Here is a 26,213-nt window from a genome sequence, read left to right on the forward strand (position 1 = left end):
ACCCGCACCGTCGAACGCTAAATCGACCGCCGCATCGCCCGATGAGGTATCCCCGCGTCCAGGAACTCCGCCCCGTACGCCGCGTACCCCAGCCGTTCGTAGAACCCGAGCGCGTGCGTCTGCGCCCCCAGGTCCACCGCGGTCAGCCCGCGCTCCCGCGCCGCCTCCTCGACGGCCCGCACCAGCGCGACCCCGACACCCAGCCCGCGGGCTTCCGCCAGGACCGCGAGCCGCCCGAGAGACCCGACGCCCGGAGCTCCACCGGTCTTGCCGGCGGCGGCCTCCCCGTACAGCAGCCGCCCGGCCCCGAGGGGCGTCCCGTCGTCCCGGACGGCGAGGACGTGCACGGCCCCGGCGTCGTACGCGTCGTACTCCAGGTCCTGCGGCACGCCCTGCTCGACGACGAAGACCTCCTTGCGCACCGCGAAGCACGCCTCGCGGTCGGCGGGACCGTCGGCGACGCGCACCTCGTAGGACACCGGCACGGGACTCACGCGTACGTCTCCTCGCGCACCTTGTCGAGGGCCTTCTGCAGATCGGCCGGGTATTCGCTCTCGAACTCGACCCAGCTGCCGTCCCCGGGGTGCTCGAAGCCGAGCCGCACGGCGTGCAGCCACTGGCGGGTGATGCCGAGCCGCTTGGCAAGCGTCGGGTCGGCGCCGTACGTCAGGTCGCCGACGCAGGGGTGCCGGTGGGCGGACATGTGGACGCGGATCTGGTGGGTGCGCCCGGTCTCCAGCTTGATGTCGAGCAGCGAGGCGGCCCGGAACGCCTCGACCAGGTCGTAGTGCGTGACCGACGGCTTGCCCTCCGCGGTGACGGCCCATTTGTAGTCGTGGTTCGGGTGCCGTCCGATGGGCGCGTCGATGGTGCCGCTCGTGGGGTCGGGGTGGCCCTGGACCAGCGCGTGGTACCGCTTGTCGACGGTCCGCTCCTTGAACTGGCGCTTCAGGGAGGTGTAGGCCCGCTCCGACTTGGCGACCGTCATCAGTCCCGAGGTGCCCACGTCGAGCCGGTGCACGATGCCCTGGCGCTCGGCGGCGCCCGACGTCGAGATCCGGTACCCGGCGGCGGCGAGCCCGCCGATGACGGTCGTCCCGGACCAGCCGGGGCTGGGGTGCGCGGCCACGCCGACCGGCTTGACGATCACCAGCACGTCGTCGTCGTCGTGCACGATCTCCATGCCCTCGACCGGCTCGGCGACGATCTGCACCGGCGCGGGCGCCTGCGGCATCTCGACCTCCATCCAGGCCCCGCCGTGCACCCGCTCCGACTTGCCGACCACCGACCCGTCGACCGTGACCTTCCCCGCGGCGGCGAGCTCGGCCGCCTTGGTACGGGAGAAGCCGAACATGCGGGAGATGGCGGCGTCGACACGCTCGCCCTCCAGGCCGTCGGGCACGGGCAGGGTACGGATCTCGGGAATCGTGCTCACCCGTCGAGTATGCCGGACGGGTGAGAGCCGCCCGACCGTGCCTGTGGACGACCTCCTCGACGCGGTGCCCCGCTCTCAGCCCTTGTGGACGGTCCCGTCCGGGTCGAGCCCCCGGAACGACAGCAGCACGATCAGGATGCCGCCGCACACGATGGCCGAGTCGGCGAGATTGAAGACCGCGAAGCCCTTGGGCGCGATGAAGTCGACGACCGCGCCCTCGAAGACCCCCGGCGCACGGAAGATCCGGTCCGTGAGGTTGCCGAGCGCGCCCCCGAGCAGCAGACCGAGCGCGATCGCCCAGGGCAGGCTGTAGAGCTTGCGGGCGAGCCGGGCGATGACCACGATCACGATCGTCGCGATCACCGTGAAGATGATCGTGAAGGCCTCGCCGAAGCCGAAGGCCGCACCCGCGTTGCGGATCGCCTCGAACTTCAGCCAGTCCCCGATGATCTCGATCGGTTCGTGGTGCTCCAGCTTGGCGACCACGATCATCTTGCTGACGAGGTCGAGCGCGTACGCCAGCGCGGCGACCCCGAACAGCACGGCGACACGGCGCTTGCCGCGCGGGCGCGCGGGCGCGTCGGCCTGCTCCGCCACGGCCCCGTTCCCGCCGTCGGACTGCTCCGGGTCGGTTCCCGCCGCGTCTGGGATGTCCGGCGTACCGATGATGCGCTCCGCCTCTGCCACGTGAGTCCCTCAACCTAGGTTCCTGACTGAGGACAAAGGTACGACACGACCCTCGCGGACCAGGGGCTCAGTCCGCGATCACTAGCGGCGTTCCTGCTTCTGCTTGCACTCCACACAGAGAGTGGCCCGGGGAAACGCCTGCATCCGTGCCTTTCCGATCGGATTGCCGCAGTTCTCGCAGAGGCCGTACGTGCCCGAGGCCAGCCGGTCCAGGGCGCGCTCGGTCTGGTCGAGCATCTCGCGCGCGTTGTGGGCCAGCGACAGCTCGTGCTCGCGCGTGATGTTCTTCGCCCCGGTGTCGGCCTGGTCGTCGCCGGCGCCGTCCCCCGAGTCCCGCATCAGGCCCGTGAGCGACCGCTCGGAGGCCTCCAGCTCGGCCCTCAGCCGCACGGCCTCGGACTGCAGCTCCGTGCGGGCCTCGGCGACCTCCTCCGGGCTCCAGGGGTCCTCGCCGGGCCGTACGGCCAGCTCGCCGGGCTCCACCGCGGCGGGCCGCGCCTTGGGGACGGCGGAGGGCTTCCGCTTCGCCGCCGTAGCCGTACCAGGAGTGTTCTTCGCAACCACCGTCGTGGCTCCCGTCGTCTCGGCGGCCTTGGCCGCGTCCGCCTTCTTGACCGTGCTCTTCTTCGCAGAGGGGCTCTTTGCCGCGCTCTTCGCCGTGCTCTTCCTGCCCGCGCTCTTCCTCGCGGCGGGCTTGTGCGCGTCGGCCTTCCCGACCGCCGCGGCCTCCTCGGCCGCCACCGTCGTCCCGGTCACCGTCGGCTTCCCGGTCGCCGTCGCCTTCTTGGCCGCGGTCTTCCTCACGGCCGTCCTCGCGGCGACCGTCCCTTCGGCCGCGGTCTTCTTCGCCACCGCCTTCTTCGCCACCATGGCCGCGGCCCCTTCACATATGGTGATCTTGCACGCGAATCGTGCTGGGACGATAAATCGACCTGAGTCCCTCGGCAACGGGGCAGACCACCCGATTCTCCCACCTCACGGCCGTCACGCGACGAGCCTGCAAGCGTTGTGCCCAGCTCCCCGCCGGGTATTCCGCCCCGCCGGACGTCCCAGGATCCGGACGCCCCGCCCGCTCCATTCGGGTCACCCCGCAGGTCACCGCCCGCCCGGCCGCGAGGCCTGCCGAAGGCCCCGCCCCGCCCCTCCCGCGCGCCCTCGAAAACCGGTCGGCCGCCGTCCGCGCGGCGCCGTACACTGGGCGCAGCGAGAAGCGTGGATGGGGACGAGTAGCGTCGTACGCAGCCCAGAGCGACCCGGGGACGGTGGAAGCCCGGGGGCCAGCGCGATGTGAAGATCACCCCGGAGCCGCCGGAAGAAAGCCGCAGCCCATGGCGCCGTCCCTGGGGCGCGGCGAGTAGACCCGGTATCGCGACCTCAATGAGGGGGCTCACCGGCGCGTACGGCGCACAGGGGGGCCAAGGAGGGTGGTACCGCGGGAGCGCGCCGCACACGGCGTACGAAGGATCGAAGCTCTCGTCCCTCCGACGGAAGGCAGCAAGTCCGTTGGAGGAAGCCCGCTCATGACAGAGCCGACGTACCGCCAGGTGCCCGCCCAGGTCGATCTGCCCGCGCTCGAGCACGCGGTGCTCGACTTCTGGCGCGACCAGAAGATCTTCGCCAAGAGCCTGGAGCAGTCCGAGGGCCGCCCCGAGTGGGTGTTCTACGAAGGACCGCCCACCGCCAACGGCATGCCGGGCGCCCACCACATCGAGGCCCGCGTCTTCAAGGACGTCTTCCCGCGCTTCCGCACGATGCGCGGCTACCACGTGGCCCGCAAGGCCGGCTGGGACTGCCACGGCCTCCCGGTGGAGCTGGCGGTCGAGAAGGAACTCGGCTTCAACGGCAAGAAGGACATCGAGGCGTACGGCATCGCCGAGTTCAACGCCAGGTGCCGCGACTCGGTGACCCGGCACACCGACGCCTTCACCGAGCTGACGACCCGCATGGGCTACTGGGTCGACCTCGACGACGCCTACCGGACCATGGACCCCGAGTACGTGGAGTCCGTCTGGTGGTCGCTCAAGGAGATCTTCGGCAAGGGTCTGCTGGTCCAGGACCACCGCGTCGCCCCCTGGTGCCCCCGCTGCGGCACCGGCCTGTCGGACCACGAGCTGGCGCAGGGCTACGAGACGGTCGTCGACCCCTCGGTGTACGTCCGTTTCCCGCTCACCTCCGGTCCGCTCGCCGACGAGGCAGCGCTCCTGGTGTGGACGACCACGCCGTGGACGCTGGTGTCCAACACCGCGGTCGCCGCCCACCCCGAGGTCACCTACGTGGTCGCCACGGACGGCACGGAGAAGCTCGTCGTCGCCGAGCCGCTCGTCGCCAAGGCGCTCGGCGAGGGCTGGGAGACCACCGGCCAGACCTTCACCGGCGCCGAAATGGAGCGCTGGACCTATCAACGTCCGTTCGACCTCGTGGAGTTCCCGGAAACGGCGCATTTCGTCGTCAACGCCGAATACGTCACCACCGAGGACGGTACGGGCCTGGTCCACCAGTCCCCCGCCTTCGGCGAGGACGACCTCAAGGTCTGCCGCGCGTACGGCCTGCCCGTAGTGAACCCCGTCCGTCCCGACGGCACCTTCGAGGAGGAGGTCCCCCTCGTCGGCGGCGTCTTCTTCAAGAAGGCGGACGAAAAGCTCACCGAGGACCTCCAGCAGCGCGGCCTGCTCTTCAGGCACATCCCGTACGAGCACAGCTACCCGCACTGCTGGCGCTGCCACACCGCGCTCCTGTACTACGCGCAGCCGTCCTGGTACATCCGCACCACCGCCGTCAAGGACCGTCTCCTCCAGGAGAACGAGAAGACCAACTGGTTCCCGGACTCGGTCAAGCACGGCCGCTTCGGCGACTGGCTGAACAACAACATCGACTGGGCCCTCTCCCGCAGCCGCTACTGGGGCACCCCGCTGCCGATCTGGCGCTGCGAGGAGAACCACCTCACCTGCGTGGGCTCCCGCGAGGAGCTGAGCCGCCTCTCCGGCACCGACCAGTCCGAGCTGGACCCGCACCGCCCGTTCATCGACGCGGTCACCTTCCCGTGCCCCGAGGACGGCTGCGGCGCCACCGCCACGCGCGTCCCGGAGGTGATCGACGCCTGGTACGACTCGGGTTCGATGCCGTTCGCGCAGTGGGGCTACCCGTACAAGAACAAGGAACTCTTCGAGTCCCGCTACCCGGCGCAGTTCATCAGCGAGGCCATCGACCAGACCCGCGGCTGGTTCTACACGCTGATGGCCGTCGGCACCCTGGTCTTCGACAGGTCGTCGTACGAGAACGTCGTCTGCCTCGGCCACATCCTCGCCGAGGACGGCCGCAAGATGTCCAAGCACCTGGGCAACATCCTGCAGCCGATCCCGCTCATGGACCAGCACGGCGCCGACGCCGTCCGCTGGTTCATGGCGGCAGGCGGCTCCCCCTGGGCGGCCCGCCGCGTGGGCCACGGCACCATCCAGGAGGTCGTCCGCAAGACCCTCCTCACCTACTGGAACACGGTCGCCTTCCAGGCCCTGTACGCCCGCACGTCGAACTGGGCGCCCAGCGCGGCGGACCCGGCCCCGGCCGACCGCCCGGTCCTGGACCGCTGGCTGCTGTCGGAACTCCACGCCCTCACCGACCAGGTGACCGGGGCCCTGGAGGCCTACGACACCCAGCGCGCCGGCAAGCTCCTCTCGGCGTTCGTCGACGATCTGTCGAACTGGTACGTACGCCGGTCGCGCCGTCGTTTCTGGCAGGGCGACAAGGCGGCGCTGCGCACCCTGCACGAGGTCGTCGAGACGGTCACCAAGCTGATGGCCCCGCTGACCCCGTTCATCACCGAGCGGGTCTGGCAGGACCTGATCGTGCCGGTCTCCCCGCAGGCCCCCGAGTCCGTGCACCTGGCCTCCTGGCCGGAGGTCGACCTCTCCGCGATCGACCCCGAGCTGTCCAGGCAGATGGTCCTGGTCCGCCGCCTGGTGGAGCTGGGCCGCGCCACACGCGCGGAGTCGGGCGTCAAGACCCGCCAGCCCCTCTCGCGCGCCCTGGTGGCCGCCACGGGCTTCGACTCCCTCGACCCCGAACTGCACGCGCAGATCACGGAGGAGCTGAACGTCAGCTCGCTCGCCTCGCTCTCCGAGGTCGGCGGCTCCCTGGTGGACACCACCGCCAAGGCCAACTTCCGCGCGCTGGGCAAGCGCTTCGGCAAGCGGGTCCAGGACGTGGCCAAGGCCGTGGCGGGCGCCGACGCGGCCGCCCTGTCCCTCGCCCTGCGCGAGGGCACCGCCTCGGTCGAGGTCGACGGTGAGACCGTCACCCTGGCCCCCGACGAGGTCATCATCACGGAGACCCCGCGCGAGGGCTGGTCGGTGGCCTCCGACTCGGGCGCCACGGTCGCCCTCGACCTGGAGATCACGGAGGAGCTGCGGCAGGCGGGCCTGGCCCGTGACGCGATCCGCCTGATCCAGGAGGCCCGCAAGAACAGCGGCCTCGACGTCGCCGACCGTATCGCCCTGCGCTGGACGGCCACGGACCCGGCGGTCACGGCCGCCCTGACCGAACATTCGCCGCTGATCGCCGACGAGGTCCTCGCCACGGACTTCGCCACCGGCGAGGGCGACGAGACCTTCGGCACGCCCTTCACGGACGAGGGCCTGACCCTGGCGTTCCGCCTCCGCAAGGCGTAGCGCCATCGCCCTGCTCGCCCGGGTCGGCGAGCAGGGCCCCGCTCCGCACCACCCCGGGCGACCAAGAAGGCCTGGGGCGCCGTGAGAGATCTCGGCGCCCCGGGCCTTCGGCGTTGTGTCCGCCGCACATCCGCGCGCATCCCCGCGCTACCGCCCCGCCCCGGGGCCCGCACGGCAAAAGGGCGGGGCCCCGGAAAGAAATCCGGGGCCCCGCCCTGAACGCTGCCGACGCCTACGGCGTACCAGTAATCGTCAGTTGTCGTCCTCGTCGATCAGGAACCCGCGCATCGGCGAGGGAGCCTGTCCCATCGGAGAGGGACCCTGCGGCCGGACCGGAGCCATCGGCTGGGTCATGGCGGGCGACATCTGCTGCTGACCGCCGTAGGAGGGCCCGGCCGGAGACGGGGCGCCGCCCATGCCTCCACCCATGCCTCCGCCCATACCGCCCGGGTTGCCGCCGTACGACGGGGCGCTCGCGCCGGCCGGAGCCATGGAGGGCGCCGGGGACGGCGGCAGCGACGCGGTCGCCGGGGTGCGCGGCGGGGCCAGCGAGTCGTCCGCCTGGGTCTCCAGCTGACGCAGCTGCGACTCCAGGTACGACTTCAGACGCGTGCGGTACTCGCGCTCGAAGCCGCGCAGGTCCTCGACCTTGCGCTCCAGCGTGGCGCGGGCGGACTCCAGGGAGCCCATCGCGACGCGGTGCTTCTCCTGCGCGTCCCGCTCCAGCGCGTCGGCCTTGGCACGGGCGTCCCGCTCCAGACCCTCGGCGCGGCTACGGGCCTCACCGACGATCTTGTTGGCCTCGGAACGGGCCTCGGCGATCGCCTGGTCGGCGGTCTGCTGGGCCAGCGAGAGCACACGCGCGGCGCTGTCGCCGCCGGGACCCTGGCCGGGGCCGCCCATCGGACCGCCCATGGGGCCGCCCATCGGACCGCCCATCTGCTGCATGGGAGGCTGGCCGCCCATGGGACCCTGGCCCATCTGACCCTGGCCCATCTGCTGCTGCATCTGGCCCTGACCCATGGGGCCCTGGCCCATCGGTCCCTGCCCCATCGGGCCGGGACCCTGCTGCCCACCCTGGCCACCGGGGCCGGCGGGCAGCTGCGGAGCACCGCTCGGCAGCTGGGGCGGGCCACCCATGGGGCCCCCCATCTGCTGCGGCGGGCCCGATATCCCAGCGGGTACGGGTCCACCGGGACCGCGCATACCCTGCTGCTGCATGCCGCCTTGCTGCATACCGCCTTGCTGCATGCCACCCTGCTGCATGCCGCCCTGCTGCATACCCTGCTGCTGCATGCCACCCTGCTGCATGCCGCCCTGCTGCTGGTCCTGAGGCTCCGGGGGCTTGCGCATGTTCTGCTGGTTCTGGGCAGCAGCACGCGTGGCCGCGGCCAGTTTGGCGCGCAGGTCCTCGTTCTCGCGTAGCAGGCGCGTCAGTTCGGCTTCGACCTCGTCGAGGAAGGCATCGACCTCGTCCTCGTCATAGCCTTCTCGGAGGCGGACGGTCGTGAACTGCTTGTTCCGCACGTCCTCGGGGGTCAACGGCATCTCTTCACCTCAACGTAGTCATCGGCAGTCGGCAAGACCGGATCGTCCACAGTCACCTCGCGAGTCCACCCACGATGTTGATCAGGATGTAGACGATGATCATCAGTACGAAGAAGGACAGGTCGAGCGCCACGCCCCCGAGACGCAGCGGCGGGATGACCCGCCGCAGAAGCTTCAACGGTGGATCGGTGACAGTGTAGGTGGCCTCCAGAACGACCACCATCGCCTTGCCGGGTTGCCACGAGCGGGCGAACTGGAACACATAGTCCATGACCAACCGGAAGATCAGCACGATGAGGAAACACATCAGAGCGATCCAGAGCACTTGCCAAACCACGCTCATGATCCGTGCTTCCCTCTCCCCTGTCCCGCATCTTGTTCCGGTCCTGCGTCTCAGCTCTGGTTGAAGAACCCGCCCTCTGCGATACGGGCCTTGTCCTCCGCCGTGACATCGACGTTAGCAGGCGACAACAGGAACACCTTCTGCGTCACCCGCTCGATGCTGCCGTGAAGACCAAACACCAAACCGGCCGCAAAGTCGACAAGTCGCTTCGCGTCTGTGTCGTCCATCTCAGTCAGATTCATGATCACCGGGGTGCCCTCACGGAAGTGTTCCCCGATGGTACGGGCCTCGTTGTAGGTCCGCGGGTGCAACGTGGTGATCCGGTAAGGCTCTCGCTCGGACACGACCTTGGGCATGATCACCGGTGCGTTCTTCTCCAGACTCGAACGTTCTTGTGTGATGGACGCCACGGGCGCGATCCGGGCGGGTCGCGCCGATTCCGCGGGGAGCGAAGTGGCGTGCGACACCGGTTCGCGCTGCACGGGAGGCTGTACCACTCGCACCGATTCATCCCTTTGGGACTGGTGTGACTGGTGTGCCTGATGCGCCGGCTCGTGCCGGCGGTGGTCCCGCTCGGGCTCCGGGTCGAGCTCGGGCTCGAAGTCGTCATCGGGGTCGAAGCCCCTGCCGTCGTACCCATCGTCCTCCACGAGGCCGAGGTAGACCGCCATCTTGCGCATCGCGCCGGCCATGCTCTGAGTCCTCCGCTCTGTGGTGGATCCACTGACGACTTCCAAGTGCCCGCGATCCACGAGGTCGTTGCGCCCGCCTCTCGACGGAATGACCATATTTTCTGCTGTGGTCCGACTTCTTGGCGACGTTACCCGAGCCCGGGACGGACTCCGAGTACCGCAGTGCCGACGCGCACATGTGTCGCTCCGGCCGCGACGGCCTCCTCGAGGTCCGCACTCATCCCGGCGGAGACCATGTTCGCAGCCGGATGGGCTCGGCGCAGGTCGGTCGACAAATCCATCAACCGCTCGAAAGCGGCCCGTTGCCGTCCGGCGTACTCCCCGGTGAGCGGCGCGACGGTCATCAGACCATCGACCCGCAGCCCCGGCGCCCCCGCGAGGAGGTCGGCCAACTCTTCGATTCCGTCCGGCCCGACACCTCCTCGCTCCCCCCGGCCGCTCGCGTCGGCGTCGAGCGCGACCTGGATGAGACATCCCACCTCGCGCCCGGCCCGGACGGCCTCCTTCGACAGAGTCGTGACAAGCCTGGAACGATCGACGGACTGCACGAGATCCGCATAACGCACCACAGAGCGGACTTTGTTGGTCTGCAATTGCCCCACGAAGTGCCACACAAGGGGCAGATCCGAGCATTCGGCAGCCTTGGGCGCCGCGTCCTGGTCCTTGTTCTCGGCGACCTGACGCACACCGAGTTCCGACAGGATCCGCACATCGTCCGCCGGGTAGGTCTTGGTCACCACGACCAGGGTGACCTCGTCCCGCCCGCGCCCCGCGGCCGCGCACGCCGCCGCGATGCGACCCTCCACCTTCGCCAGGTTCGCGGCGAGTTGTGCCTTACGGTCCGTCATGCCCATCAGTCCAGCCAGACATATCCCGCGAGTCGCCCTGTGGCGCCGTCGCGGCGGTACGAGAAGTGATCGCGCGACTCCAGCGTGCACACCGGTGACTGCTCCCGGTCGTGCACCCCGAGGCGCTCCAGCTGTGCGTGCACTCCGGCGCACACATCCACGGACGGCGTGCCCCAACTGGTCTCGGCGTACGCGGCCGGCTCGACGGTGGCCACCTCGGCGCGCATCGCTTCGGGCACTTCGTAGCACCGGCCGCAGACGGCGGGTCCGGTCCGGGCGACGATCCGGGCGGGCTCGGCGCCGAGTTCGGTCATGGCCCGAACGGCGGCGGGGACGACCCCGGCGACCATGCCGGGCCGGCCCGCGTGGGCTGCGGCCGCGACCCCGGCGACGGGGTCGGTCAGCAGGACGGGTACGCAGTCGGCGGTGAGGACGGCGAGGGCGAGACCGCGCCGGGTGGTGACGATCGCGTCGACGGACGGGATGTCGCCGGAACCGGATCCTGAGCCCGGGCCCGGGCCCGGGCCGGAGCCGGAACCCCAGGGTCCGTCGACCACGGCCACGTCCGCGCCGTGCACCTGGTTCATCCAGACGACCCGGTCCGGTTCCAGACCCAGCGACTTGGCCGCCAGCTCCCGGTTCGTCGTCACGGCGCCGGCGTCGTCCCCGACCGCCCCGCCGAGATTGAGCTGCTCATACGGAGCGGCGCTCACCCCGCCCCACCTGTCGGTGAAGGCGAAGTGCGCGCCGCCCACGTGCTCGTGCCGTCCTATCACTTGAGGAAGTCCGGCACGTCCAGCTCCTCCGCCGCACTGTCCGAGTAGGACCGGGACGGCGGGACCGGCGGGGCGACGGGCACCTCGGTCACCGGCTCCGGGGCGGGCGCCGGCTCCTCCTTCGGCTTGACGCTGCCGAGCGAGCCGAAGGACGGCCGGCTCTCGGCGGGCCGGACCGGCGCCGGCTCCTCGCGCTTGGCCGCGGCCGAGCCGAGGATGTTGTCCCGCTTGGCCGGGGGCTGGCCGCCGTCGAACCCGGCCGCGATGACCGTGACCCGAACCTCGTCGCCGAGCGCGTCGTCGATGACCGCGCCGAAGATGATGTTGGCCTCGGGGTGGGCGGCCTCGCTGACCAGCTGCGCGGCCTCGTTGATCTCGAACAGACCGAGGTCGGAGCCACCGGAGATGGAGAGCAGCACGCCCCGGGCGCCGTCGATGGACGCCTCCAGCAGCGGCGAGGAGATCGCCATCTCGGCGGCGGCCACCGCGCGGTCGTCGCCGCGGGCCGAGCCGATGCCCATGAGGGCCGAACCGGCCTCGGACATCACGGACTTGACGTCGGCGAAGTCGAGGTTGATCAGGCCGGGCGTGGTGATGAGGTCGGTGATGCCCTGGACACCGGAGAGCAGGACCTGGTCGGCCGACTTGAAGGCGTCCAGCACCGAGACCTGGCGGTCCGAGATGGACAGCAGCCGGTCGTTCGGGATGACGATGAGGGTGTCGACCTCTTCGCGGAGTTCCGCGATGCCGTCCTCGGCCTGGTTGGCGCGGCGGCGGCCCTCGAAGGTGAAGGGGCGGGTGACCACGCCGATGGTGAGGGCGCCCAGCGAGCGGGCGATGTTGGCCACGACGGGCGCGCCGCCGGTGCCGGTGCCGCCGCCCTCGCCGGCCGTCACGAAGACCATGTCGGCCCCCTTGAGGACCTCCTCGATCTCCTCGCGGTGGTCCTCGGCCGCCTTGCGGCCGACGGCCGGGTTGGCACCGGCGCCGAGTCCGCGGGTGAGTTCGCGGCCGACGTCGAGCTTGACGTCGGCGTCGCTCATCAACAGAGCTTGCGCGTCGGTGTTGATGGCGATGAACTCGACGCCCTTGAGACCGACCTCGATCATCCGGTTGATGGCATTGACACCACCGCCGCCGACACCGATGACTTTGATGACTGCGAGGTAGTTCTGCGGTGCTGCCACGTCGAAGGCCTCTCGCCTCGAGTTACGTGTCGCCGCTTCGCGGGGTACCCGTGATGCGACGACTGATGCCGAAGTGGGACGGTCCGAACGCCGACCCGAACCCTAACGCTGAAGTTTAGGGTTACCAGTGTGACTGTTCCTTGGACTCTTCCGAACAGGACACTAAGTCGACAAGTGGCGCACGTTCAACGAACACGCCGAACCTCCCGTTTTTCTTTTCACCCTATGTGATCAGGCATAGCGATGCCCAACCAGGGTGCTGGCCTGCACGGATGCGCGTCAACTCCCTGATGACGCGGGCGCGGTGGGGGCGCTCACGTCGAAGTGCCCGGCGTCCGGGGCGGCTTTGATCAGGGCGGCGAGCGCGCGGGCCTTCGCGCGCCCCTTCTCCGCACTTCCCCACGCGACGGTGCGGTCCCCGGTCAACTCCAGCGTGATGGAGTCGTAGGAACGGACCTTGACGACCCTGGTCTCGTGCGCGATCACGGCCGGAATGTCACCGGCGACCCGTACGGCCCCCCGTACGAGCCGGTCCTCGCCGAATCGCCGCGGACCGGCGGCGGACGTACCCGACCGGGTCACCGCCAATTCCAGTACGGGAACCCCTTCCGGGGCGCGCGAAACCGTGGCAAAACGCACCCCTTTCGCGTCCACTTCGACGTACTTGCCCGCATTTCCGGCCGCTTCGACAATCAGGACCGGAGTACGTTCGCGCACTTTCAGCCCGATTCCGTGGGGCCAGGAACGGGTGACCGCGACCGAGTCGATTCGCGGCAATTTCCGCAGCAGACGTGACTCGATCCCGTCGAGGTCGACGGAAATCAGCGGATCGCCGAGCGGTACGGCGGCGGCCCGGCGCACCTCCCCCACGGTGAGCACGCGGGTACCCGACACGGACACCCGCTCCGCCCGCAGCCACGAGGAGCCGTACAGGGCCCAGACCGAGGCGCCGCCGATCAGCGCGAGAGCGACCGCGACGGCGATCAGCACCCGGGGGCCGGGGAGCCGCCGCCGGGGCGGCGGGCCGGGGTCCAGATCCTCGTCTGCGCCGCGTTCGGCGGTGGTCGGTCCGGCCACGCCCACTCCCTCTCCTGGCCCGGTTCGCCTCCGGGCGCCTCAGCCGGCGAACCGCTCCCTAGCGGTGTCCACGCCTGGCGGCGATCGCCTCGTACACCATCCCGACGAGCAGGTCGTCGGCGTCCCTGCGGCCGAACTCGCTGGCCGCGCGGGACATCTCGTAGAGCCGGTGCGGGTCGGCGAGGACGGGCAGGACGTTCTGCTGCACCCACTGGGGCGTCAGCTCCGCGTCGTCGACCAGCAGTCCGCCGCCGGCCTTGACCACCGGCTGGGCGTTCAGTCGCTGTTCGCCGTTGCCGATGGGCAGCGGGACGTAGGCGGCCGGGAGCCCGACGGCGGAGAGTTCGGCGACGGTCATCGCGCCCGCGCGGCAGAGCATCATGTCGGCCGCGGCGTACGCGAGGTCCATCCGGTCCACGTACGGTACCGGGATGTACGGGGGCATCCCCGGCATCTGGTGCACCTGCGGCAGTTCGTTCTTCGGGCCGACCGCGTGCAGGATCTGGATCCCGGCCTGCTGGAGGTAGGGCGCGACCTGCTGGACGACCTCGTTGAGGCGGCGGGCGCCCTGGGAGCCGCCGGAGACCAGCAGGGTCGGCAGGTTCGGGTCGAGGCCGAACATCGCGCGGGCCTCGGGGCGGGCGGCGGCCCGGTCGAGGGTGGCGATGGCGCGGCGCAGCGGGATGCCGATGTAGCGGGCGTCACGGAGCTTGCTGTCCGGGGTGGAGACGGCGACCTGGGCCGCGTACCGGGAGCCGATCTTGTTGGCGAGGCCGGGGCGGGCGTTGGCCTCGTGGACGATGATCGGCACGCCGAGGCGCTTGGCGGCCAGATAGCCGGGCAGGGCGACGTAGCCGCCGAAGCCGACGACGGCGTCGGCCTTGGTGCGCTCCAGGATCTGCTCGGTCGCCTTGATCGTGCCGCGCAGCCGGCCGGGCACGGTGATCAGCTCGGGGGTGGGCTTGCGCGGCAGCGGCACGGCGGGGATCAGCGCGAGTTCGTAGCCGCGCTCGGGGACGAGGCGTGTTTCGAGGCCGCGCTCCGTGCCCAGGGCCGTGATGCCCACGGTCGGGTCCTGCCTGCGCAGGGCGTCCGCGAGCGCGAGCGCGGGCTCGATGTGACCGGCGGTTCCGCCACCGGCGAGTACGACATGCACCGAAATTCACCGCTCTCCGGACGAACGTGCCGAGACACGCCGTCGCATCGTGTTCCATCTCCCTGGCCCCGAAGGGCCGCCGCCACGCTTTCTACCAAAGCGGGGTTGCCGCATGGCCAGCGCCGCCCGCGCCGCGGGTTCGTCGCGCGCGAAGGCGATCAGCAACCCGATGGCGAACATGGTCGGCAGCAGGGCGGACCCTCCGTAGGAGAACAGCGGGAGCGGGACTCCGGCGATCGGCAGCAGACCGAGCACCGCACCGATGTTGATCACTGCCTGAGCGGTGATCCAGGTGGTCACGCCTCCCGCGGCATACCTGACGAAGGGGTCCTCCGTGCGTCCGGCCACGCGGATACCCGCATAGCCTAGAGCCGCGAAGAGGGCGAGCACCGACAGCGTCCCCGCGAGGCCCAGTTCCTCGCCGGTGACGGCGAAGATGAAGTCGGTGTGCGCTTCCGGGAGTTGGCCCCATTTTTCCACACTGGCGCCCAGTCCCGAGCCGAAGATACCGCCCGAGGCCAGCGCGTAGATGCCGTGCACGGCCTGCCAGCAGTCGGCGCCGTCGGTACGGGGTTCGGTGGCTCCGATGCAGGCCAGGCGGGCCATACGGTTCTCGCTGGTCCTGATCAGGACGAACCCGATGAGCCCGGCCACGGACAGCACGCCCACGAACAGCCGCGTCGGCGCCCCGGCCAGCCACAGCAGGCCGAACAGGATCGCCGTGAGAATGATCGCGGTGCCCATGTCACCGCCGAGCATGATCAGCCCGAGCAGCATGAACGCCACCGGCACGAGCGGCACGAGCATGTGCTTCCACTGGGTCAGCAGCCGCTTGTCCTCCTTGCGGGCCATCAGGTCGGCGCCCCAGAGCACCAGCGCCAGCTTGCCGAACTCGCTGGGCTGGATCTGGAAGGAGCCGCCGATGGCGATCCAGTTCTGGTTGCCGTTGATCGACTGCCCTATTCCGGGCACCTGAACCAGGGCCATCAGGAACACACAGCCGGCCAGCAGCGGGTAGGCCAGCGCCCGGTGCAGCTTGACCGGCATCCGCGAGGCCGCGAGCAGCAGCGCGGTGCCGATCGCGGCCGCGAGGAACTGCTTGCGGAAGAAGAAGGTCCCCGGCAGCGACTTCTGCAGCGCCGTGATCTGCGAGGCCGAGTAGACCATCACCAGGCCCAGCACGGTGATCAGCAGGCTGCCGCCGAGGATCAGGTAGTAGGCGGTCAGCGGCCGGTCCCAGGCCTTGCGTGCCCGGGTGAGCAGCCGCCGCACGGGGTTCTCGCGCGGCGGCCGGGAGACGGGCGGCCGTCGTGTGACGCGCTGGAGGGGCGCACGGCTCGTACGGCTACCGGGCATCGGGGGCGCCCTCGCCGCCGACCGAACGGATCCGTGTCACGCGTCCCTCCCAGGGTCACCCGGCGCCGCCAGGATAGGCCGGGCCGGGTCAGCCGTCCGCGGGGGAGAGTTCGCGCACAGCCTCCGCGAACGCCTCCCCACGCTTGTTGTAGTTGACGAACATGTCCATCGACGCACAGGCCGGCGCCAGGAGCACGGTGTCGCCCGCCCGCGCCAGCGTCCGCGCCTCGCGGACGGCGGCGAGCATCGCCCCAGTGTCGGTCCGGTCGAGGTCGACCACCGGCACTTCGGGCGCGTGTCGCGCGAGCGCTTCCCGGATCAGCGCGCGGTCCGCGCCGATCAGCACGGCGCCCCGCAGCCGCCCGGCCGCACCGGCGACGAGTTCGTCGAAGGTCGCGCCCTTGGCGAGTCCGCCCGCGATCCACACGATCGACTCGTAGGCGGCCAACGAGGCCTGCGCCGCGTGCGTGTTGGTGGCCTTGGAGTCGTCGATGTACGCGACGCCGTCCACGTCGGCCACGTGCGCGATGCGGTGCGCGTCCGGCGTGAAGGCCCGCAGGCCGTCCCGTACGGCCGCGGCGGGCACCCCGTAGGCGCGGGCGAGGGCGGCCGCGGCGAGGGCGTTGGCGATGTTGTGGGGGGCCGGCGGGTTCACGTCCGAGACCTCGGCGAGTTCCTGGGCGTTCTTCTGCCGGTTCTCGACGAAGGCGCGGTCGACCAGGATGCCGTCGACGACGCCCAGTTGGGACGGCCCCGGGGTGCCGAGCGTGAACCCGACGGCCCGGCAGCCCTCCTCGACGTCCGCCTCGCGCACCAGATCCTCGGTCGCCTTGTCGGCCAGGTTGTAGACGCAGGCGACCCGGTTGCCCTCGTAGACGCGGCCCTTGTCGGCGGCGTACGCCTCCATGGAGCCGTGCCAGTCGAGGTGGTCGGGGGCGAGGTTGAGGACGGCGGCGGAGTGGGCGCGCAGCGAGGGCGCCCAGTGGAGCTGGTAGCTGGACAGCTCGACGGCCAGGACGTCGTAGGGCTCGTCGCCGAGGACCACGTCCAGCAGCGAGACCCCGATGTTCCCGACGGCGGCCGTGCGCAGGCCCGCGGCCTCCAGGATGGAGGCGAGCATCTGGACGGTGGTGGTCTTGCCGTTGGTGCCCGTGACGGCCAGCCAGGGGGCTGCGTCGGGCCCCCGGAGCCGCCAGGCCAGCTCGACGTCGCCCCAGATCTCCAGGCCGGCCGCGCGGGCCGCGTCGAACAGCGGCTTGTCGGGCTTCCAGCCGGGGGCGGTGACGACGAGTTCGGTGCCCTCGGGCAGGGTGGCGCCGTCGCCGAGGCGCACGGTGATGCCGAGCGCCTCCAGGTCGGCCGCCTGGGCACGGGCGCGTTCGTCGTCGCCGTCGTTGACGACGGTGACGGCCGCGCCGAGGCCGTGCAGGACCTTGGCCGCCGGGATGCCCGAGACGCCGAGCCCGGCGACGGTGACGCGCTTGCCCTGCCAGTCGGTCACTTGTCGGCCGCCCATCCCGCGTAGAAGAGGCCCAGTCCGACGATCACACAGATGCCCTGGATGATCCAGAAACGGACCACGACAAGGACCTCGGACCAGCCCTTGAGCTCGAAGTGGTGCTGGAGCGGGGCCATGCGGAAGACCCGCTTGCCGGTCAGCTTGAAGGAGCCGACCTGGATGACGACCGACATCGTGATGAGGACGAACAGACCGCCGAGGAGCGCGAGCAGCAGCTCGGTGCGCGAGCAGATCGCGAGACCGGCGAGCGCGCCGCCGAGGGCCAGCGAACCGGTGTCGCCCATGAAGATCTTCGCGGGCGAGGTGTTCCACCACAGGAAGCCCAGGCAGGCGCCCATCAGCGCGGAGGCCACGATCGCCAGGTCGAGCGGATCTCGTACCTCGTAGCAGGCGGAGGGGTTGGTCAGGGTCTGCGTGTTGGCGCAGGACTCCTGGAACTGCCAGACGCCGATGAAGGTGTACGCGCCGAAGACGAGGACGGAGGCGCCGGTGGCGAGGCCGTCCAGACCGTCGGTCAGGTTCACGCCGTTCGACATGGCGAGGATCATGAACAGTGCCCAGATGACGAACAGCACCGGGCCGATGGTCCAGCCGAAGTCCTGGACGAAGGAGATCTTCGTGGAGGCCGGCGTCTGGTCGCGGGCGTCCGGGAACTGCAGCGCCAGGACCGCGAAGCCGATGCCGACGATCAGCTGGCCGGCCATCTTCGCCTTGGCCCGCAGACCGAGCGAACGGCGCTTGACGATCTTGATGTAGTCGTCGAGGAAGCCGACGAGACCCATGCCCGCCATCAGGCCGAGCACCAGCAGACCGGAGAAGGTCGGCGGCTGTCCCGAGATCACCTTGGCGAGGAAGTACGCGACGACCGTCGCCAGGATGAAGGCGATACCACCCATGGTCGGCGTACCGCGCTTGCTGGCGTGCTCGCGCGGGCCGTCGTCGCGGATGTACTGGCCGTAGCCCTTGCGGGCCAGCAGCTTGATCAGCAGCGGCGTGCCGACCAGGGTCAGGAAGAGGCCAATGACTCCTGCGAACAGGATCTGATTCATCATCGGGCGGCGACCTCACCCTCGTTGCCGCTGTCGAGCAGCGCCTGCGCCACGCTCTCGAGCCCGACCGACCGGGACGCCTTCACGAGCACGACGTCCCCCGGGCGCAACTGACTGCGCAACAGGTCGATCGCCGCCTGTGCGTCGGACACGTGCACCGACTCCTCACCCCACGAACCCTCGTTATATGCGCCCAGTTGCAGCCAGGACGCTTCCCTGCCCCCGACCGCGACGAGCTTGCCGACATTGAGCCGGACGGCGAGCCGTCCGACCGCGTCGTGCTCGGCGAGCGATTCGTCCCCGAGCTCGGCCATCTTGCCGAGCACCGCCCAGGTCCGCCGCCCCTTGCCCATGGCTGCGAGGGCGCGCAGAGCGGCCCTCATGGACTCGGGGTTCGCGTTGTAGGCGTCGTTGACGACCGTCACGCCGTCCGGGCGCTCGGTGACCTCCATGCGCCAGCGGGAGAGGGAGCCCGCCTCGGAGAGCGCGGTGGCGATCTCGTCTGCGGACATGCCCAGCTCATGGGCGACGGCGGCCGCGGCGAGCGCGTTCGACACGTGGTGCTCACCGTACAGGCGCATGGTCACATCGCTTGCACCGGAGGGTGTGTGAAGCCTGAAGGCGGGCTGTCCGGCGTCCGTGAGCGTCACGTTCTCGGCGCGTACGTCCGCTTCGCCGGACTCTCCGAAGAGGATCACCCGGGCCTTCGTACGGGACGCCATGGCCCGCACGAGGGGGTCGTCGGCGTTGAGGATCGCCACGCCGCCCTCCTGCGCGGACGGCAGGGCCTCCACCAGCTCGCCCTTGGCCTGCGCGATCTGTTCGCGGCCGCCGAACTCGCCGATGTGGGCGGTGCCGACGTTCAGGACGAGGCCGATCCTCGGCGGGGTCAGGTCGGTGAGGTACCGGATGTGGCCGATGCCCCGGGCGCCCATCTCCAGCACCAGGAAACGGGTCTCCTCGGTGGCGCTGAGCGCGGTGAGGGGCAGCCCGATCTCGTTGTTGAGGGAGCCGGGCGTGAACACGGTCGGCGCCTTGCGCTGGAGCACCTGGGCGACGAGGTCCTTGGTGCTGGTCTTGCCCGCGGAGCCGGTGAGGGCCACGAGGGTCGTGCCGAGCTTGCGGACGACGTGCCGGGCGAGGGCGCCGAGCGACGCCTGGACGTCGGGCACCACGATCGCGGGCACGCCGACGGGACGGGACGCCAGCACCGCTGCCGCACCCGCCTCGACGACCGCGGCCGCGAAGTCGTGTCCGTCCACGCGCTCGCCCGCGAAGGCGACGAAGAGGCTGCCGGGAACCACCTCACGGGAGTCCCGGACGACCGGTCCGGTGACCAGCGCCGACGGATCCGGTATGTCGTGCGTCTGCCCGCCGACGACTTCTGCGATCTCGGCGAGAGAGAGGGCGATCACAAGTTCATCCCTGGGTCTGCTGGATAGCTTCGCGAAGCACCTGGCGGTCGTCGAAGGGACGTACCACGCCGGCGATGTCCTGGCCCTGCTCGTGACCCTTGCCCGCGACCAGCACGGTGTCGCCCGGCCGCGCGCGGGCCACCGCCGCGGCGATCGCGGCGGCCCGGTCCTCGAACAGGAGGACCTCGCCGCGCTCGTGCGCCGGCACGGACGCCGCGCCCTGGAGCATGGTCGCGAGGATCGCGAGGGGGTCCTCGGAGCGGGGGTTGTCGGAGGTCAGTACGGCCGTGTCGGAGAGCCGGGCCATGGCGGCGCCCATCGGCGCGCGCTTGGTCGTGTCCCGGTCGCCGCCGCAGCCGAGCACGATGTGCAGGCTGCCCTCGGTGACCTTGCGCAGCGCCTTGAGGACCGACTCGACCGCGTCCGTCTTGTGGGCGTAGTCGACGACCGCGAGGTAGGGCTGCCCGGCGTCCACGCGCTCCAGCCGGCCCGGCACGCCCGGTACGGCGGCGACACCGTCCGCGGCGGTCTGCGGGTCGATCCCGGCGACGGCCAGCGCGGCGACGGCCGCCAGGGTGTTGGCGACGTTGAAGGAGCCCGGCAGCGGGGACCTGGCGGTGATCCGCTCGCCCTTGGGCCCGACCACCGTGAACGTCGAGTCCATGGGGCCGATCCGGACGCCCTCGGCGCGCCAGTCGGCGTCCGGGTGCCCCTCGGCGGAGAAGGTGACGACGGGGACCGTGGCCTCGTCGACGAGCCGGCGGCCGTACTCGTCGTCGAGGTTGACGACGCCGAGCCGGCTGCGTTCCGGGGTGAACAGCTGTGCCTTGGCCCGGAAGTAGTCCTCCATGTCGGAGTGGAACTCCATGTGCTCCGGGCTGAGGTTGTTGAAGACCGCCACGTCGAAGACGCAGCCGTCGACCCGGCCGAGGACCAGGGCGTGGCTGGACACCTCCATGACGACCGAGTCGACGCCGCGTTCGCGCATGACCGCGAACAGGGCCTGGAGGTCGGTGGCCTCGGGGGTGGTCCGCTCGGACTTGATGCGCTCGTCGCCGATGCGCGTCTCGACCGTGCCGATGAGCCCCGTGGAGCGCACGGCCTGCAGACCGCCCTCGACGAGGTACGCGGTGGTGGTCTTGCCGGACGTGCCGGTGATGCCGATCTGGAGCAGGTCGCGGCCCGGCCGGCCGTAGATCGTGGCCGCCAGCTCGCCCATCCGCGCGCGCGGGTTCTCCACGACGAGCGCGGGGAGTCCGGCGGCGGCGGCGCGCTCGGCGCCGCTCGGGTCGGTGAGCACGGCGACGGCGCCGAGGCCGGCCGCCTGGTCCGCGAAGTCGGCGCCGTGCAGACGGGCGCCCGGCAGGGCGGCGTACAGGTCGCCGGGACGGACGGCCCGCGAGTCGTGGGTGATGCCCGTGACCTCCGCGGCGCTCCCCGGCTGCTCGGCACCCACCTGGCCGGCGAGGTCCGCGAGGGATGTGGCGGAGACCTGGAGCGGCCTGGGCGGTCCCGGATATGTCACGGGAACGTCCTTCTGGGTGGTTTGGGACTGATCAGCGTGTGGCACGGCGGTGAGCGTACCGGGCCCACCCCCGCGGGAGCGAAGCGAGGGTTTGTGCGAGCGGGGCTCGGAGGTGTGGTTCCCGGGGTCGGGAGTGATCATGGTCACGAGTCGGTTCCTGGCTGGTTGCGCTGATCAGCGGGTGGATCAGGACGTGGTCAGGCGGCGAGTCAGGGCGTGAAGGCGACCGGCAGGTTCGCCGGCTTCGCCCCGGTGGGCGGGACCTGGAGGGTCTTCAGGGCGAACTCCATGACCTCCTTGTAGATGGGTCCGCAGATCTGGCCGCCGAAGTAGTTGCCCTTGGTGGCGTTCTGGATCGCGCAGTAGACGGTGATCCTCGGCTTGTCGGCGGGCGCGAAGCCGGCGAAGGACGAGGTGTAGCCGCGGTAGCGGCCGGTGGCCGGATCCACACGGTTGGCCGTACCCGTCTTGCCCGCGACCCGGTAGCCGGGGATGCGCGCCTTGGTGCCGGTGCCCTCCTCGTCGTCCACGACGGACTCCAGCATCCGGGCGAGGGCCTTCGCCGTCTTCTCGCTCACGACCCGGTTCTTCTCGGGCTCGGGAGCGGGGGTGAAGCGGCCGTCCGGTCCCTTGGTGCCTCGTACGAGGGTCGGTTCGACGCGTACGCCGCCGTTGGCGATCGTCGAGTAGACGGAGGCCGCCTGCATGGCGTTTATCGACACGCCCTGGCCGAAAGGGATCGTGTACTGCTGCGAGGTCGACCAGTCGCCGGGCGCGGCGAGGATGCCCTTGGTCTCGCCCGGGAAGCCGAGGCCGGTGTAGCTGCCGATGCCGAACTTGCGCAGGTAGGAGTGGAGGATCCGGTTGGACTCGCGCTGGTTCCGGCCGAGTTCGCCGGTGGCGAGGATGGTGCCGATGTTGCTGGACTTGGCGAGGACGCCGTTGAGCGTCAGGTACCAGGTCGGGTGGTCGATGTCGTCCTTGAACAGGCGGTCGCCGCGGTGCAGCCGGTTGGGCACGGTGACGTGGGTGTCCGGTGTGGCGACGTTCTCCTCCAGTACGGCGGCCATCGACATGACCTTGGCGGTGGAGCCGGGCTCGAAGGCGTCCTGGAGGGCCGCGTTGCCCAGCGCGTCCGGGTTCGCCTTCGTGAGGTCGTTGGGGTCGAAGCCGGGCGAGTTGGCCATGGCGAGGATCTCGCCGGTGCGGGTGTCCTGCACTATCACGTACCCGCGGTCGGCCTTGGACTCCTTCACCTGCTCGGTGATGGCGTTCTGCGCGGCCCACTGGATGTCACGGTCGATGGTCAGCTCGACGTCGGAGCCGGCCACGGCGGGGGTCTCGGTGGAGCCCGCGGTGGGCACCAGACGGCCGCCGGACTGGGCGTAGCGGATCTTGCCGTCCTTGCCCGACAGACGGCTGTTCCACTGCTGCTCGATGCCGCCGCCGCCCCTGCCCTCGGCGTTGACCCAGCCCAGTATCCCGGCGGCGAGACCGCCGTTGGGGTACACGCGCTTGCTGCTGGGCTCCTGGAAGACGCCGGCCAGGACGTTGACCGTGCCCTTCTCGTCGCCGGACCGCTGGACGAGCGCGGACTTCAGGTCGCGGATCTGGTTCCAGACCTGGGGGGTCTGGCGGCGGGCGAGGACGACGTAGCGGGTGTTCCTGGTGCGCAGTTTCTCGGTGAGGGTCTCCTGGTCCGCGCCGAGGATCGGCGCGAGGAGGGCGGCCGCCTGCTCCGGTCCGTCGTCGACCCTCAGCTGCTCGCGCGTGAACATCGTCGGGTCGGCGGTGATGTCGTTGGCGTCGGCGCTGATCGCCAGGGCGACGCCGTTCCTGTCGGTGATCCCGCCACGCTCTGCGGACAGCACCCGGCCGACGTAACGGTTCCGGTCGGCCTTGGAGGCGTACTCGCTCGCGTCGACGGCCTGCACCTGAAGGAGCCGTACGACGAAGGCGATCATCACCAGGGTCAGCGCGAGGCTGACCATGCGCAGCCTCGGCCGCGGGCTGCCCAGCCGGATGGTGCGCGCGGCCGGCTGCCGGGGCGAGGCCGGGCGGCGCTGCGCGGCGGGCCGGGCGCCGGGGCCCGGCCGGTGCTGCCGGCCGCCCGGGCGCGGGGGCCGGGCGGGCCCGGGTACGCGGCGGCGGGGGGGCTGCCTGCCTGAATCGGCCACTTCCGTCACCTGCCGGGGTTCGTCGGGAGCTGGGTGGACTGTGGGGACGCGCTGGTGGGCGTGGGGGCCGGGGTGGGGGTGTCCACGGACGCCGGGGTCCGCGCGGGCTGCCGCGACGGCGTGGCGGAGGCCGGGGGCGTGGGGCTCGCGGTGGTGCTGGGAGTGGGGGCCGGGCTCGCGGGCGGGCCGGGGTCCAGGATCTCGGGCGCGAGGACGAGCGGCATACGGGCCACGGACTGCTGGGCCGCGCTCGGTACGCCCATGACCGTGCCGTCGGGGTTCAGGAAGGCCGGGTCCCCGCCGGGGACCATGCCCAGTTCGCGGGCGCGGCGCTGGAGGGCGTCGGGCGCGGAGTAGGCGTCCACGTCGCGCTGGAGCGCCTGTTCCTCGTCGGTGTAGCTCTTGACGTCGTCCTGGAGGTCGTCGAGCTTGAACGACCCTTCACTGAGGGCGGAGTTCAGCACGAGGAGTCCGATGAGGCCGCCGCCCAGCAGCAGGACGACGAGGAGGACGAACGGGGTGCGTGCGGCACCCTTGGGCCGCACGGGCAGGAGCCGCGCGAGACGGGCGGCCCGGCCTCTCAGTTCGGGTTTCCTGCTCACGCGTCCTCCCTGTGCGTTCGGCTTCCGGACTCACTCACCGTCCCCGCGAGTTCGCTTCTCGGACTCACTCACCGTCACCCTTCACGCACCGTGTACGGCCGCCTCGTAGGCCTCATGCGGCTCACGCGCCTCACGCGCCTCACGCGCCTCACTCAATGTCTTCTCGCACGCGTTCCGCCCCGCGCAGACGCGCGGGGGCGGCGCGCCGGTTCTCGGCGACCTCTTCCTCGGTGGGAAGTTCGGCACCACGGGTGAGGAGCTTGAGCCTCGGCTGGTAGCGCTCGGGGACCACGGGCAGCCCGGGGGGCGCGGTGATGGCGGCGCCGGCGGCGAGCACCTGCTTGACGAGGCGGTCCTCCAGCGAGTGGTAGGACAGCACGGCGATCCGGCCGCCGACGGCGAGGGCCCGCACGGCGGCGGGGATCGCCCGCTCCAGGACGGTCAGTTCGCCGTTGACCTCGATGCGCAGGGCCTGGAAGGTGCGCTTGGCGGGGTTGCCGCCGGTGCGCTTGGCCGCCTGCGGCAGGGAGTCGCGGATCAGTTCGACGAGGCGGGCGCTGTTGGTGAAGGGCTCCTTGTCGCGCTCGCGCACGATCGCGGAGACGATCCGCTTGGCCTGCTTCTCCTCGCCGTACGCCCGGAGGATCCGGACGAGCTCGCCCGCCGGGTAGGTGTTGAGGACCTCGGCCGCGCCGATGCCGGTCGTCTGGTCCATCCGCATGTCCAGGGGGGCGTCCTGGGCGTACGCGAAGCCCCGGTCGGCCTCGTCGAGCTGCATGGAGGAGACGCCCAGGTCGAACAGGACGCCCTGGACGCGCGGCAGACCCAGGCGGTCCAGCACGTCGGGGAGTTCGTCGTAGACGGCGTGCACGAGGGTGGCGCGCTCGCCGAAGGGGGCGAGCCGTTCACCGGAGAGGCGCAGGGCCTCCTTGTCGCGGTCGAGGGCGACGAGCCGCGCCTCGGGGAACCGGGTGAGGAGCGCCTCGCTGTGGCCGCCGAGGCCGAGCGTGCAGTCGACCACCACCGCGCCGGGCTCCGTGAGGGCCGGGGCCAGCATGTCCAGGCAGCGCTGGAGCATGACGGGGACGTGGCGGCTGTTGCTCAAGGGGCCCTCTCAGGTCCGGCGCGAGCCGCACGTACGCGCCGCGCACGCGGGGAGACGCCGGGCTGTCGCCGGTTCTCCTGGGGATTCGAGTCCAGCAGGGGGCCTCGCCTCCCGCTCCGCGTCACTCTAGTCCACGGCATATCGCGGTCAATCAACCGGCCTGCGCGTCGCGGCACCTCCTGCGGGTGAACCGGCGATGCCGGAGAAATCACCTGTACGGTCGAGATCCGGCCACTCCTGTGGGTTACCTCACAACAAGCCTCGATGACGTTCTTTGTCCTCTCTCACAGAGCGCCTCCGGCGCTCGTGACCAGTACCGTCATGGTTATGACGACCTCCGCAGCAATTCCCACCGGCCCCGAAGGCGCCATATCCGACGGCACCGTCACCGACCGTCTCGTCGAGGCGAACCAGCGGTACGCCGCCGCGTTCACCGACCCCGGGATGGACGCCCGCCCCGTTCTGCGCGTCGCGGTGGTGGCCTGTATGGACGCCCGCCTCGACCTGCACGACGCGCTCGGCCTGGAGCTGGGCGACTGTCACACCATCCGCAACGCGGGCGGCGTGGTCACCGACGACGTGATCCGCTCGCTCACCATCAGCCAGCGCAAGCTCGGCACCCGCAGCGTGGTCCTCATCCATCACACCGGCTGCGGACTGGAGTCCCTCACCGAGGACTTCCGGAACGAGCTGGAGACGGAGGTCGGGCAGCGGCCGGCCTGGGCGGTGGAGTCCTTCCGGGACGTGGACCAGGACGTACGGCAGTCCATGCAGCGGGTGCGCACCAACCCGTTCCTGTTGCACTCCGACGACGTGCGCGGCTTCGTCTTCGACGTGACGACGGGCCTGCTGCGGGAGGTCGACCCCGCCTGAGCCCGTCGAGCCGGGCTGCGCGTGACCCCTCTCCTACCGCCTGAGGGAGGTCGCGCGCAGCCCCGGTTTCCTGTCAATCTGCTGGCATCTCGACCCACAAAAGACCACAAATCCGACATATCGCAGACCGTTATCCACAGGCGAGTGACACGGATTGGTAACGGCAGCAAGAATGCGGA

22 protein-coding genes are annotated in these 26,213 nt (G+C 70.8%); 2 read left to right on the forward strand and 20 right to left on the reverse strand.

Annotation, left to right across the window (positions count from 1 at the left end; genetic code table 11):
• Positions 1–17 precede the first annotated feature (17 nt).
• The 4 genes from H4687_RS12435 to H4687_RS12450 all read right to left on the reverse strand — a co-directional run bounded on the left by H4687_RS12435 (position 18) and on the right by H4687_RS12450 (position 2,992).
• Positions 18–494: a GNAT family N-acetyltransferase gene (locus H4687_RS12435; RefSeq protein WP_046912700.1), complete on the reverse strand. Its 477-nt coding sequence runs from the start codon at positions 492–494 to the stop codon at positions 18–20.
• Positions 491–1,435 carry an RluA family pseudouridine synthase gene (locus tag H4687_RS12440; protein WP_046912699.1) on the reverse strand — a complete coding sequence of 315 codons (945 nt, stop codon included), beginning with the start codon at positions 1,433–1,435 and terminating at the stop codon, positions 491–493. The genes H4687_RS12435 and H4687_RS12440 overlap by 4 nt, the downstream gene beginning before the upstream one ends.
• 75 nt (positions 1,436–1,510) lie before the next feature.
• The gene (gene lspA / locus H4687_RS12445; RefSeq protein WP_046912698.1) at positions 1,511–2,122 is read right to left on the reverse strand and encodes a signal peptidase II; all 612 of its coding nucleotides are present in this window, start codon (positions 2,120–2,122) and stop codon (positions 1,511–1,513) included.
• 81 nt (positions 2,123–2,203) lie between these two features.
• Positions 2,204–2,992 (reverse strand): TraR/DksA family transcriptional regulator, encoded by a 789-nt coding sequence (locus tag H4687_RS12450; protein WP_050399079.1) that lies wholly within the window; start codon positions 2,990–2,992, stop codon positions 2,204–2,206.
• A 650-nt stretch (positions 2,993–3,642) separates the two neighbouring features.
• Between H4687_RS12450 and ileS the strand changes: the two genes are divergently transcribed.
• On the forward strand, positions 3,643–6,786 hold the full coding sequence (gene ileS / locus H4687_RS12455; protein ID WP_046917434.1) for an isoleucine--tRNA ligase: 3,144 nt from the start codon (positions 3,643–3,645) through the stop codon (positions 6,784–6,786).
• A 252-nt stretch (positions 6,787–7,038) separates the two neighbouring features.
• Here ileS and H4687_RS12460 read toward each other — a convergent pair whose 3' ends face one another.
• From H4687_RS12460 to rsmH, 16 genes are all read right to left on the reverse strand, one after another.
• Positions 7,039–8,334, reverse strand: coding sequence for a DivIVA domain-containing protein (locus H4687_RS12460; protein WP_046917435.1), 1,296 nt, complete (start codon positions 8,332–8,334; stop codon positions 7,039–7,041).
• Between the two features lie 52 nt (positions 8,335–8,386).
• Entirely contained in the window at positions 8,387–8,677 is a 291-nt protein-coding gene (locus tag H4687_RS12465) for a YggT family protein (RefSeq protein ID WP_028796910.1), read from the reverse strand.
• Between the two features lie 50 nt (positions 8,678–8,727).
• Positions 8,728–9,369 carry a cell division protein SepF gene (locus tag H4687_RS12470; protein ID WP_046916044.1) on the reverse strand — a complete coding sequence of 214 codons (642 nt, stop codon included), beginning with the start codon at positions 9,367–9,369 and terminating at the stop codon, positions 8,728–8,730.
• A gap of 128 nt (positions 9,370–9,497) precedes the next feature.
• Positions 9,498–10,217, reverse strand: coding sequence for a YggS family pyridoxal phosphate-dependent enzyme (locus H4687_RS12475; RefSeq protein WP_046916054.1), 720 nt, complete (start codon positions 10,215–10,217; stop codon positions 9,498–9,500).
• Positions 10,218–10,222: 5 nt separating this feature from the next.
• Positions 10,223–10,993 carry a peptidoglycan editing factor PgeF gene (gene pgeF / locus H4687_RS12480; RefSeq protein WP_046916045.1) on the reverse strand — a complete coding sequence of 257 codons (771 nt, stop codon included), beginning with the start codon at positions 10,991–10,993 and terminating at the stop codon, positions 10,223–10,225.
• Positions 10,990–12,180: a cell division protein FtsZ gene (gene ftsZ, locus H4687_RS12485; RefSeq protein ID WP_046916046.1), complete on the reverse strand. Its 1,191-nt coding sequence runs from the start codon at positions 12,178–12,180 to the stop codon at positions 10,990–10,992. Before ftsZ ends, pgeF begins: the two co-directional genes overlap by 4 nt.
• Positions 12,181–12,459: 279 nt before the next feature.
• Positions 12,460–13,257, reverse strand: a complete 798-nt coding sequence (locus H4687_RS12490) for a cell division protein FtsQ/DivIB (protein WP_046916055.1) — start codon at positions 13,255–13,257, stop codon at positions 12,460–12,462.
• A gap of 58 nt (positions 13,258–13,315) precedes the next feature.
• Entirely contained in the window at positions 13,316–14,413 is a 1,098-nt protein-coding gene (gene murG, locus H4687_RS12495) for an undecaprenyldiphospho-muramoylpentapeptide beta-N-acetylglucosaminyltransferase (RefSeq protein ID WP_046916047.1), read from the reverse strand.
• 6 nt (positions 14,414–14,419) lie between these two features.
• Positions 14,420–15,769 (reverse strand): putative lipid II flippase FtsW, encoded by a 1,350-nt coding sequence (gene ftsW, locus H4687_RS12500; RefSeq protein WP_046916048.1) that lies wholly within the window; start codon positions 15,767–15,769, stop codon positions 14,420–14,422.
• Positions 15,770–15,857: 88 nt separating this feature from the next.
• Positions 15,858–17,285 carry a UDP-N-acetylmuramoyl-L-alanine--D-glutamate ligase gene (gene murD, locus H4687_RS12505; protein WP_046916049.1) on the reverse strand — a complete coding sequence of 476 codons (1,428 nt, stop codon included), beginning with the start codon at positions 17,283–17,285 and terminating at the stop codon, positions 15,858–15,860.
• A complete protein-coding gene (gene mraY, locus H4687_RS12510) occupies positions 17,267–18,340 on the reverse strand; it encodes a phospho-N-acetylmuramoyl-pentapeptide-transferase (RefSeq protein WP_005478222.1) in 1,074 nt (357 codons plus the stop codon). Before mraY ends, murD begins: the two co-directional genes overlap by 19 nt.
• Entirely contained in the window at positions 18,337–19,752 is a 1,416-nt protein-coding gene (locus H4687_RS12515) for a UDP-N-acetylmuramoyl-tripeptide--D-alanyl-D-alanine ligase (RefSeq protein WP_046916051.1), read from the reverse strand. Before H4687_RS12515 ends, mraY begins: the two co-directional genes overlap by 4 nt.
• A gap of 4 nt (positions 19,753–19,756) precedes the next feature.
• On the reverse strand, positions 19,757–21,424 hold the full coding sequence (locus tag H4687_RS12520; RefSeq protein WP_078907416.1) for a UDP-N-acetylmuramoyl-L-alanyl-D-glutamate--2,6-diaminopimelate ligase: 1,668 nt from the start codon (positions 21,422–21,424) through the stop codon (positions 19,757–19,759).
• 62 nt (positions 21,425–21,486) lie between these two features.
• Complete coding sequence (locus H4687_RS12525) at positions 21,487–23,268, reverse strand: peptidoglycan D,D-transpeptidase FtsI family protein (protein ID WP_046916053.1); 1,782 nt, start codon at positions 23,266–23,268, stop codon at positions 21,487–21,489.
• Between the two features lie 191 nt (positions 23,269–23,459).
• Positions 23,460–24,056 carry a hypothetical protein gene (locus H4687_RS12530; RefSeq protein WP_050399086.1) on the reverse strand — a complete coding sequence of 199 codons (597 nt, stop codon included), beginning with the start codon at positions 24,054–24,056 and terminating at the stop codon, positions 23,460–23,462.
• A 148-nt stretch (positions 24,057–24,204) separates the two neighbouring features.
• Positions 24,205–25,161 (reverse strand): 16S rRNA (cytosine(1402)-N(4))-methyltransferase RsmH, encoded by a 957-nt coding sequence (rsmH, locus tag H4687_RS12535; RefSeq protein ID WP_046913829.1) that lies wholly within the window; start codon positions 25,159–25,161, stop codon positions 24,205–24,207.
• 327 nt (positions 25,162–25,488) lie between these two features.
• On the opposite strand from rsmH, the gene H4687_RS12540 reads away from it, so the two are divergent.
• Positions 25,489–26,034 (forward strand): beta-class carbonic anhydrase, encoded by a 546-nt coding sequence (locus tag H4687_RS12540; RefSeq protein WP_005478235.1) that lies wholly within the window; start codon positions 25,489–25,491, stop codon positions 26,032–26,034.
• Positions 26,035–26,213 lie beyond the last annotated feature (179 nt).

The organism is Streptomyces stelliscabiei (assembly GCF_014873495.1).
GTDB classification, from domain to species: domain Bacteria; phylum Actinomycetota; class Actinomycetes; order Streptomycetales; family Streptomycetaceae; genus Streptomyces; species Streptomyces bottropensis.

What these genes read in the sequence shown, in the direction of transcription:
- H4687_RS12450 (WP_050399079.1), bottom strand. Translation starts at nt 2,992, where the DNA reads ATGGTGGCGAAGAAGGCGGTGGCGAAGAAGACCGCGGCCGAAGGGACG.
- ileS (WP_046917434.1), top strand. Translation starts at nt 3,643, where the DNA reads ATGACAGAGCCGACGTACCGCCAGGTGCCCGCCCAGGTCGATCTGCCC.
- H4687_RS12460 (WP_046917435.1), bottom strand. Translation starts at nt 8,334, where the DNA reads ATGCCGTTGACCCCCGAGGACGTGCGGAACAAGCAGTTCACGACCGTC.
- H4687_RS12465 (WP_028796910.1), bottom strand. Translation starts at nt 8,677, where the DNA reads ATGAGCGTGGTTTGGCAAGTGCTCTGGATCGCTCTGATGTGTTTCCTC.
- H4687_RS12470 (WP_046916044.1), bottom strand. Translation starts at nt 9,369, where the DNA reads ATGGCCGGCGCGATGCGCAAGATGGCGGTCTACCTCGGCCTCGTGGAG.
- H4687_RS12475 (WP_046916054.1), bottom strand. Translation starts at nt 10,217, where the DNA reads ATGACGGACCGTAAGGCACAACTCGCCGCGAACCTGGCGAAGGTGGAG.
- ftsW (WP_046916048.1), bottom strand. Translation starts at nt 15,769, where the DNA reads ATGCCCGGTAGCCGTACGAGCCGTGCGCCCCTCCAGCGCGTCACACGA.
- murD (WP_046916049.1), bottom strand. Translation starts at nt 17,285, where the DNA reads ATGGGCGGCCGACAAGTGACCGACTGGCAGGGCAAGCGCGTCACCGTC.
- mraY (WP_005478222.1), bottom strand. Translation starts at nt 18,340, where the DNA reads ATGATGAATCAGATCCTGTTCGCAGGAGTCATTGGCCTCTTCCTGACC.
- H4687_RS12525 (WP_046916053.1), bottom strand. Translation starts at nt 23,268, where the DNA reads ATGGTCAGCCTCGCGCTGACCCTGGTGATGATCGCCTTCGTCGTACGG.
- H4687_RS12540 (WP_005478235.1), top strand. Translation starts at nt 25,489, where the DNA reads ATGACGACCTCCGCAGCAATTCCCACCGGCCCCGAAGGCGCCATATCC.